This window comes from Waterburya agarophytonicola KI4, from assembly GCF_020640915.1.
GTDB classification, from domain to species: Bacteria; Cyanobacteriota; Cyanobacteriia; order Cyanobacteriales; family Xenococcaceae; genus Waterburya; species Waterburya agarophytonicola.
On the sequence record NZ_JADWDC010000079.1, the window covers coordinates 1 to 19,709 of the forward strand.

At 36.9% G+C, this 19,709-nt stretch carries 18 protein-coding genes and 2 pseudogenes; 9 read left to right on the plus strand and 11 right to left on the minus strand.

Annotated features, from left to right (window positions below):
* The first annotated feature begins 165 nt into the window (after positions 1 to 165).
* Together I4641_RS20510 and I4641_RS20515 are read left to right on the plus strand one after the other, a co-directional pair.
* The gene (locus tag I4641_RS20510; RefSeq protein ID WP_229642450.1) at positions 166 to 1,122 is read left to right on the plus strand and encodes a tyrosine-type recombinase/integrase; all 957 of its coding nucleotides are present in this window, start codon (positions 166 to 168) and stop codon (positions 1,120 to 1,122) included.
* A gap of 8 nt (positions 1,123 to 1,130) precedes the next feature.
* Positions 1,131 to 1,352, plus strand: a complete 222-nt coding sequence (locus I4641_RS20515) for a hypothetical protein (RefSeq protein ID WP_229642451.1) — start codon at positions 1,131 to 1,133, stop codon at positions 1,350 to 1,352.
* Here the strand turns inward: I4641_RS20515 and I4641_RS20520 are convergent.
* On the minus strand, positions 1,321 to 4,290 hold the full coding sequence (locus tag I4641_RS20520) for a Tn3 family transposase (RefSeq protein ID WP_229642452.1): 2,970 nt from the start codon (positions 4,288 to 4,290) through the stop codon (positions 1,321 to 1,323). The two genes, I4641_RS20515 and I4641_RS20520, sit on opposite strands and share 32 nt — an antisense overlap.
* An 803-nt stretch (positions 4,291 to 5,093) precedes the next feature.
* Here I4641_RS20520 and I4641_RS20525 point away from each other — a divergent pair.
* The 3 genes and pseudogenes from I4641_RS20525 to I4641_RS20530 all read left to right on the plus strand — a co-directional run.
* A pseudogene (locus I4641_RS20525) lies at positions 5,094 to 6,632 on the plus strand (group II intron reverse transcriptase/maturase); the annotation flags it as partial.
* Between the two features lie 186 nt (positions 6,633 to 6,818).
* Positions 6,819 to 7,325, plus strand: a pseudogene (locus I4641_RS24455) (tyrosine-type recombinase/integrase); the annotation flags it as partial.
* Positions 7,326 to 7,355: 30 nt separating this feature from the next.
* Positions 7,356 to 7,679 carry a helix-turn-helix domain-containing protein gene (locus tag I4641_RS20530; protein ID WP_229642454.1) on the plus strand — a complete coding sequence of 108 codons (324 nt, stop codon included), beginning with the start codon at positions 7,356 to 7,358 and terminating at the stop codon, positions 7,677 to 7,679.
* Between the two features lie 35 nt (positions 7,680 to 7,714).
* Here I4641_RS20530 and I4641_RS20535 read toward each other — a convergent pair whose 3' ends face one another.
* From I4641_RS20535 to I4641_RS20565, 7 genes are all read right to left on the minus strand, one after another.
* Positions 7,715 to 8,029 (minus strand): hypothetical protein, encoded by a 315-nt coding sequence (locus I4641_RS20535; RefSeq protein WP_229642455.1) that lies wholly within the window; start codon positions 8,027 to 8,029, stop codon positions 7,715 to 7,717.
* Positions 8,019 to 8,684 (minus strand): AAA family ATPase, encoded by a 666-nt coding sequence (locus tag I4641_RS20540; RefSeq protein WP_229642456.1) that lies wholly within the window; start codon positions 8,682 to 8,684, stop codon positions 8,019 to 8,021. Before I4641_RS20540 ends, I4641_RS20535 begins: the two co-directional genes overlap by 11 nt.
* Positions 8,685 to 8,771: 87 nt before the next feature.
* Complete coding sequence (locus I4641_RS20545) at positions 8,772 to 10,163, minus strand: cytochrome-c peroxidase (protein WP_229642457.1); 1,392 nt, start codon at positions 10,161 to 10,163, stop codon at positions 8,772 to 8,774.
* Positions 10,164 to 10,170: 7 nt separating this feature from the next.
* The gene (locus I4641_RS20550) at positions 10,171 to 10,770 is read right to left on the minus strand and encodes a hypothetical protein (protein WP_229642458.1); all 600 of its coding nucleotides are present in this window, start codon (positions 10,768 to 10,770) and stop codon (positions 10,171 to 10,173) included.
* Positions 10,771 to 10,910: 140 nt separating this feature from the next.
* On the minus strand, positions 10,911 to 11,609 hold the full coding sequence (locus tag I4641_RS20555) for a hypothetical protein (RefSeq protein WP_229642459.1): 699 nt from the start codon (positions 11,607 to 11,609) through the stop codon (positions 10,911 to 10,913).
* 136 nt (positions 11,610 to 11,745) lie between these two features.
* Positions 11,746 to 12,798 carry an IS630 family transposase gene (locus I4641_RS20560; protein ID WP_229642460.1) on the minus strand — a complete coding sequence of 351 codons (1,053 nt, stop codon included), beginning with the start codon at positions 12,796 to 12,798 and terminating at the stop codon, positions 11,746 to 11,748.
* Between the two features lie 46 nt (positions 12,799 to 12,844).
* Positions 12,845 to 13,444 (minus strand): hypothetical protein, encoded by a 600-nt coding sequence (locus I4641_RS20565; protein ID WP_229642461.1) that lies wholly within the window; start codon positions 13,442 to 13,444, stop codon positions 12,845 to 12,847.
* Between the two features lie 267 nt (positions 13,445 to 13,711).
* On the opposite strand from I4641_RS20565, the gene I4641_RS20570 reads away from it, so the two are divergent.
* Both I4641_RS20570 and I4641_RS20575 read left to right on the plus strand, forming a co-directional pair.
* Positions 13,712 to 14,116 (plus strand): hypothetical protein, encoded by a 405-nt coding sequence (locus I4641_RS20570; protein ID WP_229642462.1) that lies wholly within the window; start codon positions 13,712 to 13,714, stop codon positions 14,114 to 14,116.
* 122 nt (positions 14,117 to 14,238) lie between these two features.
* Positions 14,239 to 15,192 carry an alpha-isopropylmalate synthase regulatory domain-containing protein gene (locus tag I4641_RS20575; RefSeq protein ID WP_229642463.1) on the plus strand — a complete coding sequence of 318 codons (954 nt, stop codon included), beginning with the start codon at positions 14,239 to 14,241 and terminating at the stop codon, positions 15,190 to 15,192.
* A 51-nt stretch (positions 15,193 to 15,243) separates the two neighbouring features.
* Here the strand turns inward: I4641_RS20575 and I4641_RS20580 are convergent, their stop codons facing one another.
* Together I4641_RS20580 and I4641_RS20585 are read right to left on the minus strand one after the other, a co-directional pair.
* Positions 15,244 to 15,870, minus strand: a complete 627-nt coding sequence (locus I4641_RS20580) for an RES family NAD+ phosphorylase (RefSeq protein ID WP_229642464.1) — start codon at positions 15,868 to 15,870, stop codon at positions 15,244 to 15,246.
* A complete protein-coding gene (locus I4641_RS20585; RefSeq protein WP_229642465.1) occupies positions 15,854 to 16,504 on the minus strand; it encodes an antitoxin Xre/MbcA/ParS-like domain-containing protein in 651 nt (216 codons plus the stop codon). The genes I4641_RS20580 and I4641_RS20585 overlap by 17 nt, the downstream gene beginning before the upstream one ends.
* Before the next feature lie 233 nt (positions 16,505 to 16,737).
* Here I4641_RS20585 and I4641_RS20590 point away from each other — a divergent pair, with 233 nt between their 5' ends.
* On the plus strand, positions 16,738 to 18,171 hold the full coding sequence (locus I4641_RS20590) for an ATP-binding protein (protein ID WP_229642466.1): 1,434 nt from the start codon (positions 16,738 to 16,740) through the stop codon (positions 18,169 to 18,171).
* Complete coding sequence (locus tag I4641_RS20595; RefSeq protein ID WP_229642467.1) at positions 18,168 to 19,436, plus strand: tetratricopeptide repeat protein; 1,269 nt, start codon at positions 18,168 to 18,170, stop codon at positions 19,434 to 19,436. The genes I4641_RS20590 and I4641_RS20595 overlap by 4 nt, the downstream gene beginning before the upstream one ends.
* Positions 19,437 to 19,554: 118 nt before the next feature.
* On the opposite strand, the gene I4641_RS24325 is transcribed toward I4641_RS20595, so the two are convergent.
* A complete protein-coding gene (locus I4641_RS24325; RefSeq protein WP_369426856.1) occupies positions 19,555 to 19,707 on the minus strand; it encodes a helix-turn-helix domain-containing protein in 153 nt (50 codons plus the stop codon).
* Positions 19,708 to 19,709: the final 2 nt, after the last annotated feature.

Below are 19,709 nucleotides of genomic sequence, written 5' to 3' on the forward strand. Positions count from 1 at the left end.
AGTAGTCAACAATCTTCTAAATGAAGGAGGTTTAACTATCAATTGGAGTAAAAAATTAAAAAATAAAGGTGATTTAGTTAATGCAATGTAAATACGTCTAAGCTTAGAAAGTTGAAAAATGTTCCTGTAATGGGAGAATTAATAGGTAAAGATTAAAAGCCTATAATGAGCTACCTGCTTTATTCTCAAGCAGAACAATTAAAGCTACACGAACCCGTACCAGTAACTCTACATCCCGCAGCCGTTTACCTTAGTTCTTTAAGTGAGGGTTCGCGTCGCACCATGCTGTATTCCCTCAATGCGATCGCGGAACTACTAACGGATGGTGAATGCGACGCTTTTTCTTTGGATTGGTCAAAATTGCGCTACCATCACACCGCCGCCGTTAGAACTGCTTTTAAAGAACGACTCGCCCCCACAACCACCAATAAAATGCTCGTGGCACTGCGTCGGGTATTAACCGAAGCCTACCGTCTCGATTTGATGGATGCCAATGACTATCACAAAGCCATCGATCTACCCAACGTCAAAGGAACGGGAAAGCTTAGGGGTAGAGCCTTGAGTGTTAGTGAAATAGAAAATTTGATTGCTAGCTGTTACCAACAAGGAGATGCCCTTGGCTATAGAGATGCGGCGGCGATCGCAATTCTTCGTTGTGGTGGTATTCGCCGACAGGAGATGGTGCGATTAAAGTGCCAGGATTTATGTCTGGAGACTGGGGAATTAACCATCCTCAAGGGCAAGGGTAACAAACATCGACTGGTCTATCTCACCCCCGATGCGATCGCCTTGGTTGAAGATTGGTTAGAAGTTAGAGGAATTACCCCAGGTGCGTTAATTTGTCCCGTCCATCGAGGGGGAAAGATTACCCTCCGCCACTTTGCTAGTAACGGCGATGGTATTTACAAGCTGATATTAGCCAGAGCAAAAAAGGCGGGGATAAAACACTTTTCTCCCCATGATTTTCGACGTACCTTTTGCACCGACCTCCTCGAATCGGGAGAAGATGTGTTGACAGTTCAAGAATTAGCAGGACATTGTTCCCCCGCAACCACCGCCAAATATGACAAGCGGGGGGAAAGTAGAAAACGTCGTGCCGTTAGGCATTTAAAGTTTAAATAAATGGAAAAATGACCCTTACTACTAATTCCTTAGACTACGCTCAATTACTAGCCAAATATCAACCTAAAGTGATCGAAACTGAAGCAGAAAACGATCGCGCCATAGCGAGTGCTACTGAATTAGAACACAGGGCTAATCGGGCATTGAGCCGAGATGGATGTAAAATCCTGCAAGATGGTCTGAAAATCATTGCTATATCTAGCTTTCAAGTATTTCAGGCGGAAGATTGATCGCTGTTTCTAACGGTTGAGGGATATGATTTAGATTGACAATGAAGTCACCATAACGCTTGAGATGTCTAGTAGGATAAGGACTCAAAGCTTCAATCTCTCGACGATTAACTATTTCTCCTCGTGCCGTTAAAGTTTGAATGGCTAGAGAAATATCTACCGTATTTTGTAAAATCAACGAACTGGCGACCAAATCAAGATATTTCAGCCTTTTTTCCTGCTCGATAGGATCGTTATCTGTAATCGCTCCTTGCTTGCCAAAAAATATCCAATCGAGAAAATGATGATATTTTTCCACAATATTAGTGACTGCATTGATCTCTCTCCTCATTTTCATATTGGAGATATATTCCAGCAGAAACATGGTTCTAACTACTTTTCCTAACTCACAAAATGCTTGATAGAGACGGTTTTTCTTACTATAGCTACTTAATTTACGTAACAAAGTAGAAGGCATGACCTTTCCTGCTTTAATTGATAGCACCACCCGCATCATGTCAAACCAGTGAGTTTGGATGAGATTCCAATTAACTGTTCCCTTAAATAAAGGTTCAATATATTTGTATTGAGCATCCTCAGTAGGACGTAAAAAACTCAAATCTTTCCAGTTACGGATGCGGGGCATTAATTTAATCCCCAGAAGATAGGAAAGAGCAAATACAGGAGCAGATTGACTCTGAGTATCGCCATATACTGTATCTGGTTGAATATCAGAAACGTTCTTTAATAAGCCATCAAGGAGATACACCGCTTCCCACACACCACAGGTGATGAAGTGAGTAAACAAAGCAATATATTTGTCAGAAACGTGATGGTAGGCAATACCACCATAACCGTTATAACGAATGTGATATTCACTATGGAGATTATGCTCATAAATCTCAAATTTGCTGCCATCTGCTGCGACTTTTTTACCTGTCCCCCAGAGTGAGGGTAAACTGAAACGATTGAAAGCATTGATAATATCTCGAATCGCTGCTTCAATTTTAGGAGTAGTGATATGGCGACGATTAGTATAGGAAATCATATGAGATGTCACCACATCCCTAGAATGTCGTGCTGTTTCATTTGGACCTATATTACATCCATAACCAAAGGTGGTGAAAATATAACGCTCTGTTGGTTGTTTTAATCTTGGTTCATTACCTGAGACTGGACCAAAATGTCTCGTCCAATTCAACCAATGTTCGACGTTACAGAGGACATCTAAAACACTCCGCTCTGGCATTAGTTTACGAATTTTAGCTTCTAATTTTTCTACCTCTGTCGATGGAGGAGGTGATTTTAGTCTTTTTAATACAGGTTCACCTCGATCATTAATAGTAAATTGTTTTCCATCGGCACAAAAAGCATCTACTTCATTGGCTACTTTGGTTAATTGCTCTCGTAAATATTCAACAAACCCTGCCCCATTGTCGGGAAAATTTAACTGACGACAATAATCTTCAAGTAAAGGTTCGCATTCGCTCCTGCTCAGAAGTTGCTCGCGGAAATCTGCATAACTTTCCGAACCAACAACACAGGCATCCCCAGTTTTAAACTCCGTAGCTAAGTAGGAAAAAAGGCAAATTTCTAACTGCTGTCGGCTCAAAACCTTGCTACCATTGACCTCTTTGATTACTAAAGAACGCCAATTTTGACTCATAAAACTCAAATCTCCATCCCAGGATAAATGCTTGCTACGCTTATGTTGATGCTCTAGAACAAAATGGAGTGCCTCAATTACTGAAGAGTCGGCAGAAGTGGAATGAATATCGAGAGAACGAACTAAATCAAATAGAGCCTTGCGATGGGGAGAGTAAAACCGCCAGACTAAAGGTAAATGATTATTAGTGTTATAGGCAGCAATTTCCTCATATTTTTGCAGTAATAACTCTGTCCCGCCCTGTTGCTCAAAAATAGAAGATACTTGTTCTCCTAAAGCAGTATGATTATTGGTTTCTTTTGATGCTGTTAGAACTTGAGCTAAAGTTCCCAGTAACTCTGAAGTTTGCGTTAAATGCTTTTCTCTTAATTCACTCAGTCGCTTTTTGGCATTGTTATGGATTTTTAAGATCCGCTTGAGATACATTGAAACCAAATGATCTCTCGTTTTGACCTGGGCTACATAAAGCAAACATAAGAGTAATGTTCTTCTTTTGTTTAGATTAATATCTTGAAATTCGGAGATATCCAAAGCCCGCGCATGGGCAGCAAAATATCTGACTTTGGTGAGAGCAAGTTGAGCCAATAAACGTTGGGCATCACCAAAAGTCATCATGGCATCAAACTTGGCAATCAATTGTTTCATTCCGCCCAAGGTGGCACTACGGGGTGGAGATTTGAGTAAATTGAGATTAGTAGTAGATTCTTCCGTTTCTGAGCTTAATAATTGGTCTAAATAATCTTTTTCGGCTGATGTGAGATGATCGGAAACGAGTTGGAATAAACGATTATTGGTCAGATGACGAACATGACTTACTAAGCGATCGAGGGTGCTAAAAGCTGGTAATTCGTATTTTTCCTGAACCAATTTCTCAATGGCGATGTTAATTAAATCTGCGGGATGGTCTTTGATTTCAGCTTCTGCTGCTACGAAGATAGCTATGACTTTTTGAGCCTTTTTGTCGTAAGGCTTAACTCCTAAATATTCTCGAATGATATTTTGATAGGTGTAGCGTTGTCGTTCCGAAGGAATTGCTTTGACCCAATCTTGTAATTGTAAACAGGACCGCAAATGTTTAATTACTGGGACTGGAATACATTCGGGATGGGGAAAATAACCCAGCCTTTGAAAGCTTTTTAACATCACCATCAATCGCAATTTACCCTCGTAACTTTTGGTACGAGTCTCGATTAACTCAAGCTCTGCTTCTGTTGGGGTATAAAGTTCAGCTAGTTCAGAGGGGTGTGGATACTGTTTAAATCTGGGATATGCAGTACGTTCAATTGAGGTCACGAATGAGACTGGATAAGTGATACTCCGAAGTTATAGTAACAAAACCTATTTGGAGTTGGCAGAGATTCAATCGGACAAGCACAAAACATCACCAAAAAGGGCTATTTATGGGGATGTTGTTTATTATTAGAGGTGTGAGGAGTTGATTTTTCGTACTCTACATTTCTCTGCCCAACTATCATTTATGGGCGTGCGATTCGTTGATACCCGAATCCTCTAGAAACTAGAGAACATAAGGTATCCACAGGATGACGGAGAGAAAACCGTATGTACTGTGAACTGCCTGTAGGATGTGGGTTAAAGTCCCACCACCAAGGAGATTGGTGACTCCTTATCTGCCCACAGTGACTCGACTCGGAATTCGGGAGGCTGAAGCTGGGAACAGGACGCAATCAGTTGAAACCAAAGCAGATAGCAACACTGGCGTTAACAGGGAGACATCACGGGTAAACAGATTCTAGAAAAGTGTCTTAAATGAAAGCCACAATCTGAACAACAAATGTGGACTTCACTACCGCCCATTCTCGCAGCGTTTCGCTCATAATAGCTGCTTCTCTGAGAAGGTATGTAGGCAAATTGAATCACCCTAAAATGTCAGTCAACACCGAGACCTGCGCTTGTCGAGGAAACCTCGACGCGCTTCCTCGGTCAATCTTACGGATGGAACGAACAAAAACTCTGATACTTGGTTCTGGGTATCGTCGGAACCCAGATAGGCTAGACGAGTAGCGGAAAACCAAGCAGAGGGTAGGATGAGGCGTAATTGCTGAAAGGAACTCAGAATACGTAAACTAATGCAGAACATGATTGGACACATTAATAAATTTAATAGTGAATCTTGGATGAATCTACCCTGGAAGCAATTCTGTAAAGATTTATTCCGTCTACAGAAGCGCACGTACAAAGCAGTTAGAGAAGGCGATACGGCTAAAGCTCAGTCATTACAGAAACTAATTATGCGTTCCCGCGCAGCTAGATTTCTGGCAATACGTCAAGTAACACAATTGAATAATGGCAAGAAAACTGCTGGTATTGATGGAAAGCTAGCCCTTAACTTTAAGGATAGATTTGAATTAGAACAAAAGTTAAAAATCGAGGCTTCAAATTGGAAGCATCAAGGATTACGCTCTATTCCTATCCCCAAGAAAGACGGCTCAACCAGGGAATTAAAAATCCCTACCATCAGCGACAGAGCGTGGCAATGTTTAGCCAAATACGCACTCGAACCATCACACGAAGCGACTTTTCATGCTCGGAGTTATGGGTTCAGAACGGGAAGAAGCGCACATGACGCACAGAAAAAACTGTTTCACAACTTAAATTCCCAAGCTAAAGGATACCAAAAACGAGTCATAGAACTCGATATATCCAAATGCTTCGATAGGATTAGCCACACTTCCATCATGAAACGGCTCATTGCCCCCAAAGCGATCAAACTAGGCATTTTTCGATGCCTAAAGGCTGGGGTAAATCCAGAATTCCCCGAACAAGGGACTTGCCAAGGTGGAGTGGTTAGCCCACTACTTGCCAACGTTGCACTCAATGAGATTGAGAGAATTGGTGAATTCAAAAACACCAACGGAGAAATCACGTCAAAATGCGTCAGATACGCTGATGATATGCTTTTCTTCCTCAAACCCAAAGATGACGCAACACAAATACTTGAAAAAATCAAAGAATTTCTAGCCGAACGAGGAATGGAAATTAGTCAACGTAAGACTAAGATAACGGCTGCGACAAATGGATTTGACTTCCTGGGGTGGAGATTTCTAGTCCAGGAAAACGGAAAGTTCAGAAGTTACCCCTCAGAGGATAACTTCAAAGCTTTTCGTCAAAAGATTAAAGCCATCATCAATAACTCTAACTATGGTGCGATAGTCAAAGCTAAGAAATTAGCCCCTATCGTCAGAGGATGGAGGAACTACCACCGCTACTGTAATATGGACAGTGCCAGAAACAGCCTCTGGCTCATCAATAACAGAGCGTTCAAGGTATTCAATAAGGAAAAGAAACAGAATCGCCACTCAGCGAAAGAACTCGCTAAGCAAGCGTTTCCATCTATCCCATACTCCGAAAACAAATTTGTAAACGTCAAAGGAGACAAGTCACCTTACGATGGGGATTTAATCTATTGGAGTAAGCGCAACAGCAAACTCTATGACAATTACACCTCTTCTGCTCTCAAAAGACAGAACCATTCATGTGCTGCTTGCGGACTAAGATTCACGAGCAAAGAAAGGGTGCATCTACACCATGTAGACGGCAACCATGATAACTGGAGACGAGACAATTTAGTAGCAATACACGAGTCTTGTCACGACTATGAACACATGAGCAAAAAGCGACAGCTAAGAGTTTCGGAAGCCGAGTGCTGGGAAACCTGCACGCTCGGATTTCACAGAGAGGGGCGAGGCATAATAGCCTCCCTCGACTCTAACAAGTCGATCATTATGGCTCGTACTGCTCCTCCTCCGAAAATTCCTAACAAAGACAAACGTTCTCGCGAGCATCTTTTTCCGACTGAAGTAGCTGCGATGGTGAAAGCTGCCAAAAAAGTTGGAAGGCACGGGGTAAGAGATTCAACTCTAATTTTAATGGCGTATCGTCATGGGTTGAGGGTATCTGAGCTGGTGGCTTTGAGGTGGGAGCAGATAGATTTTACTGATGGCACAATTTATATTAATCGACTTAAACAAGGAGTAAGTTCAACTCATCCATTACGTGGCGTTGAACTGAGGGCTTTACGACATTTACAGAGAGAGTATCCTGATTCAAATTATCTCTTTGTTTCTGAAAGAGGTGCGGTAATAGCTGCTGCTACAGCCAGAGGAATTATTGAACGTGCAGGAGTTGAAGCGGGATTATCTTTGAGCGTTCATCCTCATATGTTACGTCACGCCTGTGGATTTTATTTGGCTAGTCGAGGTCATGACACCCGAGCAATTCAGGCTTACCTGGGTCATAAGAATATTCAGCATACTGTTCGCTATACAGAATTATCTCCAAATCGGTTTCAAGAGTTCTGGATGGATTAATAGTAAAAATCGCCAAGCCTAGATATATCAATGGTTTCCAGACCATCTTGCAGGATTTTACATCCATCTCGGCTCAATGCCAATCGCACTCCTGGAGAGGATACGATCCTTGAATTGTTGGTTACTCTGATTGAAAAATTTGAGGACGAACAATATCCCATTCCCCAAGGTACGCCTCATTCGATGCTGCTACATCTAATGGATGCAGGTGGTATCAAACAAGAAAACTTAGTTGGTGTAATTGGTTCGAGAGGAGTTGTCTCAGAAGTAGTTAACGGTAAACGCAGTATCAGCAAAGCCCAGGCAAAAGCTCTAGCTGAATTTTTCTCGGTTGATGTGGGATTGTTTATCTAGAACACAGTAAATACTTGCTGAATTACTTCAGCAAGTCAGTAATCAAGACTGGTTAAGGCGCGATCTATTATGGTTCTAACCAATTCGGTTTTAGGTTTGCCCGTATCTACGCTCAACTGAGCCAGTCTTTTATTTAACGATTCGGGTATGTCCACTGTAAATCTAATGCTAGACTCTTTAGTTTTGCGATCGCTAAATAACTCCTGTTTTAAATCCGCTCCGATGCGATCGGATATTTCAGTACTGACTTGAGTATTTGCTTCAGCAAGTACTTGCTGACTTGCTTGAGTATTCATGTCATCACCAGCGATAAACTGTTTTTGGGCATCGGATAATTTTTTACGAGCCATAGTTGAAAGCCTCATCGAATAATTGACGGTAAAAGTTAGCTACTTCTTTAGCAGAACGAGTTTTGAGATCGAATAATGTCGCCCCTTGTCCCATAACATCCGCTGCTACCTGACGCTGTGGTATCTCTGCTTTGAGTAGGGGAACATCTTTATATGCCGATAACACCTCTCTGGCTTCTGCTAGCAGTAAGGTTTTTGGCACTACACGGGAGAGAAATGTATAGGCAGATGGTTTGCCACTTCTAATTTGTCTGGCTCTACTTACTGCCTTGATTGCTTGATGACTTGCTGAAATATCGGGCGCACTAGGCTGAATCGGAATGAATACTAAATCCGCTAGTAACAGAATCGTTCTCTGTACCTCTGCCAATCCCCCAGCACCATCAATAACCACATAATCTGCCGATGATGCGATTTCTGGTATTTGGTCTAGTAGAGGATCTGGTTCGGTCAGTCGATAAATCTGGGGACGGGGTATATGGTCTTCTAAATTATTAATCCAGGTGGAACTAGTGGCTTGGGAGTCGGCATCAACTAAAGCGACAGTTTTATCTTTATTCAATAGATAACGACATAGGTGAACCGCACTACTACTCTTAGTCGAGCCTCCCTTTAAATTGATGAAGGCAGTAATCATCTCTTGATGCTTGCTCATTAATTAAAGTGCTGATTTGCTGACTTACTTCAGCAACAGTAACCTACATATTAATGATTGGGAAGAGAAAGAACGCTCAGATTCTAGTTAATTTGAATCACAGTTTAATTGCTTCTGTGACAAAGGATCGTTGTTTGGAAAACATAAACCACTAGGTATGCGGTCTGGAACATAGCGAGTTAAATTAGGATCGCGTAATCCTGTTTCTAAAAAAGCTGTGAGATCGTCGAGTTGTTCTTCACTTAAATTTAATGGCTTAAACCAAACACTGAGATTACCTGAATATAAAGCTTCTTTCTTTTGTGGTTCTGCATCATTAAAATACTCAACAACTTCTCGAAGAGTTTTAAAAGAAGCTCCATGCCCATAAGGAGAGCTATCTATTAGATTGTATAGTTGGGGAACTTTAAATTTAAAATCATCTTTAGCTTTTCTAGTAATTTTTCCTCTTCCTAAGTTCAACCCACTTATTTCTTGGAAATGATCTGCAAATCCAACCGCTCTAAAATTTGAAATAGCTAAATTGGGTCCCGTATGACAGTGAATACAAGAAGAGGAAAAAAAGACTATACCACCTTTTAACTCTTTAGAAGACATAGCATCTCGGTCGCCTTTTAACCATTTTTGAAAGGGAGCTTGATTAGCAAGAATAGTTCGTTCATATGCAGCAATTGCTAAACCTGCATTTTTGACATCTTTTATCTCTGCTTTAAGATAAGGTCGATCTGGAAAAGCTTCAGCAAATAATTTTTGATATTCAGGAATAGTAGCAATAGCTGCCGTTCCCATTTTATGAGTTTTAATACCGTCTATAGCTTGAGTTTCTAAACCTTGTAATCCATATCGATTTATATAAGTTTTTTGAATGAATGGTTCTTGACTATTCATTCCGTATGTACCAGCTCTGCCATCCCAGAGCATTACATCTTGGTAAGCACTATTCAGTATAGAAGGAGCAGTAATCTTTTGCTTATCAATATTAGTATAAGAAACTTCTGAATCAGGCTTTCTATCTTGATTCCATCCCATACCACCAACACCAAATGCTAATGGTAAATTAGACTTGAATCCTGCTTCAGCAAAATGGCAGGTTGCACAACTTCCTTGTTGCCAATATTTTTGATTAGGAGGATTAATTGTCATAGCAGTTTCATGAAATAACAATTTACCTAATCTAATCTTTTCTGGCGTTAAAGGATTTTGAATATCGGTAGGAATAGCAGAAAAATTTTGTTCTTCTGGTAAGATAAAACTCTCTACTTTATTATTAGGAGAAGCTGCTTTTACTAGCTGTTTTAATTTTAGGCTAAGATAAGGACTATGTTGATTAATATTATTTCCAGTAGTTACTGTATTTAATGCTTGTGCGCTTTCTACTATGAAACAATTAACGAGTAGACTAGCTAAAAATACATTGATAGCTATAGCAAATATTCGATTGATTATCAAATCATAAAAATTAAATCTATTTTTTTTCATATTAAATCTAATTTAATTGTAAAAAATTTGCTAGTTCACTGCAATAGATATTTAATGGTACTTTCAAAATAGGTTTGTAACTATTATCTCTTTTATCTTTTACTATAAAGTCAATTAAAGGCTGGCTTTGGTTTATAGCTAAAGTATCTAATTCTTGCGTAACTAAGTTCAAGGCATATCCAGTAGTTAAATTAGTCCATTTACCCTCATGATTTTTAAATCTAACAAATACATATTCATTTTTATTTTCTTCGATTTTTTGATTTAAAATAAAAAAAATAGGAAAATCAGAGCCAAATAATCTAGCAATATCTCTAAGATAAATGCTAGTTTTTATTAGTTGCTTTTTTTGATTTTGAATTGAATAAAATTTTGGATGTCCTAAACTAATCTTTTCTACCCCTAGAGTTTTTTGGGTGGGTATCTGTAATGATAATTCTCTACTTATACTATTCTTGGTAGTAAGAAAATCTTGAGATATGAGTACATTGGCTTGAACTGCTTTGATATTAATACATATCTCAATTGTAAATATTAGTATTAAAGCGATGAAATACAATTTAATTGTATGTAATAGCTGACTTTTTCTGAATTTTGTCAAAGACATAAAAATTAACTTCATAATCTTATTCAACAGTATTTATGCTCCATTCATTAGCTACAAGTAAATCAATCACTCGCAGCTAATGAGCATTTAACACTAGCTATTTCAACAAACTTTTATGTATAAAAAGCAAACAATAAAAGCTAATTATTCAAATTATCTATGTCATAATTATCTATGTCATAATAATTTTTCTTCCAAGTATTATTATTGACTGCATTTAATGCATCTATACAAAAGTCATTAGCATGAGTATTAATCAAAACAACCTTATTATTGTTATCTCTATCTAAAGCTATTAATTGAAATGCATTTACATGTTGTTCTTGAACAAACAAGCCTCTCGCATCTGCTACTAGAAAATTATTTGCTTGAGGAAATACTTTATAATTACGACTAAGTGTTCCATTATTTCTTTCTTCCTCTGCAAACATTCCATCCAAACTAGTGGGCGTAATTGGTTCGGCTTCTCCTGAAGTATTTCGATTTGCTATAACTTCATATCTACCTGGTCTAGTTCCACTTTCCAAATTAACTCCTTCGCCAGCAGATCCCCTACTGGGAATAGGGATCGTTACTTCAATATTCTCAGTTCTCTGAACTTTATCTCGCGCCATTGGAATTATCGAATCAACAAGGGCGGCTCTTAATTGTGGATTTGTTCTCAGCCGTGCTGGTCTGTTGTTGATTGTATCAATAACACTAACTGTATTAGGATTTACTGCGTTGAAAGTTGTTGCTCTTGTAATATCAGAAGAGTGATTCCAGATAATTGAAATAAAAATTGTGCTAATGAATAAGAGCGCAATTCCTAAATTTTTAAACAATTTTAGCATTTTCATTAAAAATTAATAATTCAAATTTAAGCTTGATAAATCGTACATATTTTCCTTAATATCGCCATTTAAAACGCTATTAAGAGCATCTCTACAAAAATCATTAATACTAGCATATGGAACAATTTCTAAGTAGCTCCACCTAATTAAACAGCAAACGTTCAACTGAATAATTTCCTTGTTGACCTCGGTTTTCAAGCCCTTCAATAATTGCCAGAGCTAGATCGTATTCATCTTCAAATACATAACCACCTAATTCTTGTCGTTTGAGATGTAGCCACTGTCCTTCAATACGATTCATTTCTGGAGAATAAGGTGGAAGAAAAAATACGCTTAGACCTTGTTTGAGCCAATTTTGATGATGCTTTTTCACTAGTTTTGAACGATGTATTGAAGCATTATCGTGGACTATTATTGTTGGTTTTCCTGTCTCAAATAGTCGTTTCATTGCTCGTTCAGCCTGCCAATTCATAAAACGAAGGTAACTTTTTGCTTTATAAGTTCCAACTTTTAATGTGTATTCAAATCTCTGTTTATCCTCCCAAACTCCCATTATATTTACTCTTCTTCCTTTTCTAGTTTTTTGAGTAACTATTTTCTGTTGACCGATTTTACCGTAGCCATAGCTCAATGGACTTTCAGGACAACATCCCGATTCATCTAAATAAAGTAGAGTAATCAAATCTTGTTTTGCCCATAATTCTAGAGTTTCAAGATCCCGTTTTTTGGCTTTTTTATACTCTTGATTTTTGGCTATTGGGGGTTTTCTTCTTAATCTTTTCCAACACCAGCTTTTTTTTTTGAGTATACGACGAACTTGTTCTGCTCCTAAAAATACTTGTCTTTCTCTTGCTAATCTTTGGCTTAATTGTCTGGCACTAATGCTACGAGGCTCATTCAGCCATTTCTCTAGAACTTGCCAATCCTCGCTACACCATGTTGCTTTTTTTCCTCTGCCCGAAGCATCCCACAAACCCAATAATCCTGATTTATTCCAACGGTGAATTGTTTGTCTTACTGTTGATTCTGCCCATCCTAAGTAGTCAGCGATCGCTTTCACTGTCCACCCCCTGCTATTGAGCCGTAATACACTTGCTCTGTGTTTTGTTCTTCGAGAAACTTCTTTGGCTAGCTCTAATTCCTTTAAGGTTCGATCTTCATTAAGAGTCAGGGTTATTTTAAGTCCTGCTGGCACTGTTTAATCACTATCTCAAATACATCATTTTCTATTTTACTTTTATTTAGGTGGAACTACTTATCTGCTGAGTTTGTGGATTATAAACAAGTAAGCTAACGGCTAGTTGCTGACTACTTTGCGGAAGATTGCCAACGCTAACAAAGGTAGCAATTTCATGAATATTCGATTCATAAATTTCTACATAAAGCTCATTAGCTTGTTGGTTGATTATGGAAATTAAGTCCTCAGATGTAATTTCCATAACTTTTTTTGATTGATCTATGTATCCGATTACATAAAGTAATTGACTTGAATTACTACTAAACTCCTGAGTACTTACTTGCTTTCCTAGTGGTTTAGTAGTTCCTATGGGAAAACTAACTGACACATCTTTAGGCATGATGGATAAAACTTCCATAGCACTTACAACATATTTAAGATAATCTTGCTTGCTAAGTCCTTCAGGTGAAGCTTCTGGACTTGGAGTTGAAATTTTTGGTTGTGCTTCGGGATTTTGATTAATATTGCAAGTTTCTACTTGGTTACAAACCTGAATTATGATGTCTCCTAGTTTGTTTTTGTTTACATATCCTAATCCCGCTACAATTCCTGCTATAACAGTCCCCAGAAAGAACCAACGTCGGGTACGAGTACTATTTTGCATAAACGCTTTCCTCTCTCCAGAGACTTATATCATATGTATAGCATATGTATATCACTAAAGCTAGTTTATATAAAGTTAATCTTCACATATAAAAAAAAGCTATTATGGTCTAATTAGGAGAACATTTGATTTATAAAGTTCTATAAGTCAATTATATGAATAGTTTTGATAATTTATTACTGTTTATATAATTGATAAATATTCTTGATAGGGAATTGTCAACAGTGAATTTTTTGACGTTGGATACTTCTTCTGATTAAATTTTATATGTCAATTAACAATCAAAACGGTAACATGGGTAGAAAGCTAGTTAGCTATAGAATTGCGGAGGATATAATTGAAAATCTAAGGAAAAGAGCGGATCTTGATGCTATTTCAGTAACAGAATTGGTTAATAGATTGTTGCGTAAAGCACTAGAAAGTAATGAAAGTGAGCGTATAGCTACATTAGAGTCAGAAATTCGAGAACTAAAAAAATCGAAAGAAGCGATCAAGAATAATAGTTCTTATACCCAATGGGTTGCTGCTATACCTTCACAAGACTTATTAGAACAGTCAAATAATTTTAAAACAGAGCAACGTATTAGTAATTTAGAAATAAAAATGGACGAAGTATTGTTAGCAATAAAGCAAAGTATATCAAAAAGTAATATGGACTTGGAAGCTGATTAATTTCTTCTTTTGCTATTAAAAAGACGATCTCATAAATTAATAGTACTCAAAGTCCTTTTTTATTATCGTGCTTATAATTTTCGCTCTTTGAAAAAATCCAACCTAATTTAGATCTCTAAATTATGTGTCAACAACCTAACTTTAAAAATTTTCTTATAACTTCTAATGTTTTTCATAATGGACTGGGAAAGCACAATGTTCCATGGAGTTATTATGCAGAACAATTTCTAAAGCTTATAGGTATTGAAGGAATTAATTGGTATATATCAGAGCTAGATTTTATTTTGGCATTTGAAATACCTGAAAGATTAGGTTTATTAGGAGATAAAACATGTCAAAAAGCATGTTTAAACATACGTGAAAAGCTTAAAATTTGCCCTGTAGACCAAGAAATTCTTGAAGAAGCTAGGTTTTATAACCTTAACTTTTTTGACTCTATAAGATTAGCTTGTGCTATTGATAGAAATCTTGATGGAATTGTAACTTGGGAACCTGAATTGTTTTCACAAAATCTAGAAGATTCTCAGCAAATACAAAAGGAAAATCACGGACTAATAAAAACCAGAGCCGTTCATGATGAAGATAATCAACTAACATATGAAAGAATTTGGGTTTTTGGAGTCAGTCGGTTTTTACTGTGTTTAGATGATTTTTCTAATGGTGATCTATTGAAAGATAAACAGCAATTGACAAAATTTGTTTTAGAGAAAGTGGAAGTCATTATCGGAGAAAAAATAACCGCTACAATAATAATTAGAAATTTTGAAGAGGATTCTACTCAAGAAACCGCTGAAGGTAATAGTCCTATTGATGCCCTACAAAAAGCAATAGATCGAGGCATTAATAAATATGTATTAATACCTGAACGCCATCTTAGTTATTTCCATATCCCAGCAACCATTTTACAAGGAGCAGATGGAATTGTAGAAGTTGTAATTAGAACTGAATGTGGAAATTTAAGCTTTGAGAAAAGTTCTGAGAATCAAAACATTTTTCAAGCAGCGGGTGATGCCTACATTAAAACAATTAATTCAATCTGCGATTATTATTCTGATACTTCTATCTCTATAAGCTAATTAATATCATTATGAATTTGAATAAAATTGCAAATTTTATTCCTACCTATTTCAAATCATATTCAAACCATATCTATATTTATTTAAAATATTATCCAGCTTATTTGAATATTGAGTGCTGAAAAAATTATTGGTCTTAACTACTTGCAGTGGAGAGTCAATTTGTACTTGATGATATAGTGCAATACAGAATCGCGATGGATCGTGTCGAGAACGATAATAAATTCCGTCAGGTTTGCTAGGATGATCTTGTATAGCTTTAGACCATTGTTGAGCAATCTTATAGTTTCCAGTGAACAATCTGTTATCAGCATCTAATAAGGTTAATCCCTCTGCTGTTAAATCCACCAAAGATAAAGCATGACTGCTTTTTACTTCAGTCATACGCCGTTTTTCTAATTCTTCACTACTAATTAAGCGATACTTATTGAAACGACCGATAGTTTCTCGAAAGGCAACATACTCATCTATTCCTAAATAGAGAACTCCTTCTGATGTATCTAATCTACCTCCACCAGAATTATTGAAATAAATTGGATCGTTTTTGGATTTGTGTACTCGATAAAAAATAGTTGCTGCTGCAAAACTCTTTAACGGTAATTCTCTTCGGTCTAAATCCAATGGTGGAGGTGGATGCAACCCAGGTTTATCTTGATTATCGTTAGTCTGGTTCGTCATTGGCAAAAGCAGCAGCACTCATAACTACAGGTTTAATTTCTCCCATTCGTAATACTTCTAAAGGAGTTTTATTTTCTAAGCGAAGATTAGGATTAAGAAAGAAAGTAACTTGTGTCCAAGGATCGGCTTCTGAAAGTTGTTCTAATACAGTTTCTAATCCTGCAAGAGTTTTACCTTTATCAGTAAATTGCCACAAGGGATATACATACTTTCCTTTCCCCCTTGACAAGCCAATTAATGTTCCTCTTTGACGGCGTTGATTGACCGCTTGACGGGAAATGCCTAATATTTCTGCGATTTCTTCACTATTAGTACATCCTCCTTCTGCTTCTATCAACTGTTGCTTGATTTTCAAACCTCTAAGTTTAGCTCTTGCTAGAGGATCGCGCTTAGTTAGCAAAGATAGTGCTTCTGGTGTTTCTAATGCTGCCAACAAGACTTCGTAATTAGAATCAGCAGAAATAACGTCAGCCAAATCGCTCGAATTAGCAATTTCGATCAGCCCTTCAATCACACGAGTTAAGAAGGCTGCCTTCAAAGGTTCTTTATCACTAACTTCAATTACTTTTCCAATTGTTCTTTGAGTTGATTTTGAAGCTTTAGCAACCCCCCTTTCTAATGTATTAGCATTCATGATAATTATCCAAAAAATAAATTGTTTTATTTACCAAGTTTTCAAAGACTACTTTTAATACTTGGTAAACTGTATCTTCATGATCTCTGGGGGTAGGTTTAGTTTTAGGACGAAAAATAGGTGATTTATGGTTGACTTGTGGTTAAGATAGAAGCAAGATAAACATTTCTAGGTTGACAAAAAATTGAGTATACGATGTAAATAAAGACGCTATTCAACTCAAAATTTTATGTATGGCGCGATCTCTTAAAGTTTCTCCTCAATACATTGCTCCAATCAAACAAGCTGTTAAACGCAATGGCTTTCCCAGCCAAAAAGCTCTCGCGATAGAATTAGGATTGAGTCTATCTACTGTCAAAAGCTTCCTCAACGGTAGACCTGTCGATTATCTTAATTTTGTAGAAATTGCCGAGAAATTAGGCTTAGATTGGCAAGAAATTTCTCAAATAAACGAGGTAAAGCAACAAGCTACTATTCCAAACAATTTCTTTTCTTACGATTCTTCTTGGGTAGGTAGAGACAAGCTGATAACAGAATTAAGCCAAAATTTGCATAACTCCTATCGTTTCTTGCTGATTCTAGGTTTAACAGGAATTGGAAAAACAGCTTTAGCAGAAAGATTAGTAGTAGGATTACAAGATTTAATCCAAGGTGATTGGGATAATAAACTGCTAAGAGTCAATTTTGACAATGAAGACAAAATTACTGACTTTACTAGTGTTGCTGCCAGATGGTTAGAGAGTTTAGGAGAGAACATATCACCAGCCGAGAAAAAGCCAGAATTAATCTTAAATAGATTAGTTAGACGCTTACAAGATAATCAGTTTCTGGTACTAATTGATTCGATGGAAAGACTGTTAACAGAAAATGATGATGAATACTGGGAAAATTTCTTTCTCGCATTATTATCAGCCGAATCTTGTCAGAGTAAATTAATTGTTACTTCTCAAGACTTATCTGTTGATTTTCATAGCAAAGCTTCTCGTTACAACAATTTCTATCAACGCCATATTCTCTATGGATTAAATGAATTGGAACAAGAAGCACTATTTGAAATAGAAGGATTAGATATTAGCCAAGAGTCTGAAGATAGAGCAATTTTATTACGCCTGGGTAAAGCCTATAAAGGTCATCCTTTAGTTTTACGAGTAATTATTGGAGAAATTAACAGCCATCCTTTTAATGGAAATGTACAAGCTTATTGGAATGATGTTAATAAAAAAATAAAAGAAGTAGAGAAAGATTTAACCGAAGCTGAAGCGGGAAAAACAGAAGGTTATGATGAGTGGGAATTACACAAACTCACTCGCGAAGTTAGAAATGAAGTAAACAGAAAACGTCTCCAAGCTACATTTCAGCGTCTAGAAACTCAAGTACCAGATGCTTATATCTTAATTTGTGCTGCTTCTGTATATCGTATTCCAGTAAAAAAAGAAGGTTGGTTAATGCAGTTAGCAGCATTAGTAAGGCGTGTAGAAAAACAAGTTTGTAGTCTAGAGAGACAAGAACAAGCTTTAGAAGAATTATTAAATCGTTTTCTAGTCGAAGAATCAATTAATCATAATAATAAGCGAGTTTTAGGACAACATAATTTAGTTCGTAGTGTTGCACTAGAAAATTATATAAATTTAATTCAAAAGTTGCAAGCTGAGAAGCAATCAGCATGACAGATAATTCTACAACACCAAGTCAATCACTTTTTGTTCAGTTAGAAATTAACTTAGATGAAGTTCCTATTGAACATCTTTCTAATTACGCAGCAGTAGAATATTTCTTGACTGTTGAAGATGAACCTGATTCTGATGCTACTAATTTAGAAAAAGTAAATCGATATCTCGAAGCATTTCACCATCTTTGTGAAGCAAAAGATTGGGAAAAAGCTAGCAAAATTATTTTATTTCGTCTTAACACACCTACTCAAGAAGAATTACACGCCCAACTTAAAACTTGGGGTTATTACCGTCAACAGTTAGAGTTATGCAGCAGACTGTTAAATAAACTGGATAATTCTTTAGATGTAATTTGTTTAAAAGATATAGGAGAAGCTTATTTTTTTCTAGCAAACTATCGTCAAGCATTAAATTGTCAACAGCAACATTTAGAAATTGCTCAAAAGATTAATAACCAATTAGAACAAGCTATTGCCTTAAATAATCTTGGTCTTACTTGTTATTATTTAGGAAATGTAGAGCGATCAATAGATTACTATCAACAGGCAATAAATATATCTGAAAAACTAAATAATTGTAAATTAGAAGCAACTGTCTTAGTTTGTTTATCTGATATTCACAATATTCATGGAAAATATCAACAAGCAATTGAATGTTCTCAAAAATCGCTGAATATTGCACAAAAAATTGGTTTTATTAAAATTCAAATTAAAGCACTTATGTTTCTAGGTGATACATATTTATATATTGGCAACCATCAACAAGCTTTAGAATACTATAGAAAATCTCTAACTATTGCACAAGAAATTGATAATTTTCCTGCAAAGGGAATTTTATTAGGTAGGATAGGAAATATTTTCAATTTACAGGGAAAGTATGAAGAGGCAACTAGCTACAATGAGGAGTCTTTGAATATAGCTCGTAAAACTGGCGATCTCTCTCAATCACTAGTAGCTTTGAACAACTTAGGAAATGTTTACTCTACTTTTAAAGATTATTATAAAGCAATTGAGTATCATCAAAAAAGCTTGGCTATTGGATATAAAATTCAGTATAAGATTGGACAAGGAACATCACTATATGGTTTGGGGAATATTTTTCTACAACTAGATAGGGATATTGAAGCAGAAAAATATTTACAAGAAGCATTAATAATTTTTCAACAAATAGGTTATCGCTTTGGTGAAGCTCAAACCCTCCATGATTTGGCGCAACTTCATAAAAAATTAGGTGAAGCGGGAGAGCGAAAAAAAATGGGATAGTTCGCCAGTATTAGGCTTTTGATTAGCGTTCCCGATTCTTGGATCACCAAAACTGTGCAAGACCCAATAAGTGGCGTAAAATCTTTAGAGTTAAGTGGCGTAATACAAAAGTTTTTAATTAATTATCATCTGCATCTAAATATCTGTATACGCTAGCTTTAGATAGGTTGTAATCAGCCATCAAAGTTTTAATCAGCACCCCCGACTTTCTTCGCTCTCGAAGCTCCTCAATCTGCTGAGTCGTCATTTTCCTTTTTCTGCCAAAAGCCACAC